At 76.6% G+C, this 1,323-nt stretch carries 2 protein-coding genes; both read left to right on the top strand.

From position 1 onward, the window contains the following. Window positions 1-954, top strand: a 954-nt coding sequence (locus ACLEQD_RS43560; RefSeq protein WP_410391818.1) for a molybdopterin molybdotransferase MoeA, incomplete at its 5' end; no start/stop codon positions are given. Beyond that, window positions 951-1,323 (top strand): molybdopterin-guanine dinucleotide biosynthesis protein B (gene mobB, locus ACLEQD_RS43555; protein WP_410391817.1); only part of this gene is annotated, 373 nt, incomplete at its 3' end. The genes ACLEQD_RS43560 and mobB, both read left to right, overlap by 4 nt.

The following is a 1,323-nucleotide window of genomic DNA, read 5'->3' as shown; positions in this document are numbered from 1 at the left end:
GGCGCCCCGCTCTCCCCCGGCGCCAACGCCGTCGTCCGTCAGGAGGCCGCGCGCCCCACCGACGACGGCACCCACGTGGACCTCTTCGTCTCCGTCGAGCCCGGCCACGACCTGCGCCGCGCCGGCGAAGAGGTGATGCCCGGCACGTCGCTGTTCGCCGCGGGCCAGCGCGTGGACGCCACCGTGCTCGGCGTGCTCGCGTCGCTGGGTGAGGCCACCGCGCTCGTCGCGCCCGCGCCGCGCGTCGCCGTCGTCGCCACCGGGGACGAGCTCCGTCCCCCCGGCCAGCCCGCGGAAGCCCACCAGGTCTTCGAGAGCAACCGCATCCTCGTGGCCGCGCTCGCCCGCGAGGCCGGCGCGGACGTCACGCACCTGGGCCGCTCGCGCGACGACGAGGCGGAGCTGCGCGCACGGCTGGAGACGCTGGCGCCCCAGGTCGACGTGCTCATCACCACCGGGGGCGCCTCCGTGGGCGACAAGGACTGCGTGAAGCGCGTCCTCGCCCGGATGGGCGCGCGCTTCCTCGTGGACGGCGTCGCGCTCAAGCCCGGCAAGCCCGTGGCCGTGGCCCGCCTGGGCTCCACCGCCGTCGTCGTGCTGCCCGGCAACCCCGGCGCCGCCACCGTCGCGTTTGATCAGCTCGCGCGGCCCCTGCTCTTCAAGCACCAGGGCGTCCTCGAACAGCGCCGCGTCACCCGCGCCCGCCTCTCCGAAGCCCGCCACAAGCAGGCGGGCCTCACGTACCTCGTCACCGTCGCGGCGCTCGAAGCGCGCGGGGACGGCGCCGAACCGTGGGCGCGCCTGCGTCCCCAGGGCGCGGGACAGATTCTCCAGAACGTCGCGGCCCGGGGCTGGGCCGTCCTCCCCGCCGGCCGCGCCGACTTCGCCGAGGGCGAGGCCGTGGACGTGCAGCTCTTCGAACAGCCGGACTTCCATCCCGTGGAGGCCCCGTGAAGCCGCCCCCCGCGCTCGCCGTCATCGGCCATTCCGGCGCCGGCAAGACGACGCTCCTGGAGCGCGTGCTGCCGGAGCTGACCTCGCGCGGCCTGCGCGTGGCGTACGTGAAGCACTCGTCGGACGCGCACCCGCTCCACCGCCCGGGCAGCGACACCGCGCGCCTGGACGCCGCGGGCGCCGTGCTCACGGGCTTCGCCACCCCGGACGGCACGCAGCGCACCACCCACGAAGCCCTGTCCCCCGCGCTGCTGGCGCGCGACGCGGAGCGCGTGGACCTGGTGCTCGTGGAGGGCTGGAAGGACGGCCCCCTCCCGAAGCTGGAGGTGTGGCGCGAGGGAGGGGGAAGCGCCGCTCGCGGCCTCCCGG

The organism is Corallococcus sp. 4LFB, from assembly GCF_046520365.1.
In the GTDB taxonomy this organism is placed as follows: Bacteria; Myxococcota; Myxococcia; order Myxococcales; family Myxococcaceae; genus Corallococcus; species Corallococcus caeni.
The sequence above is the reverse complement of the archived record's forward strand: the minus strand, read 5'-3'. Positions and strand labels throughout refer to the sequence as shown.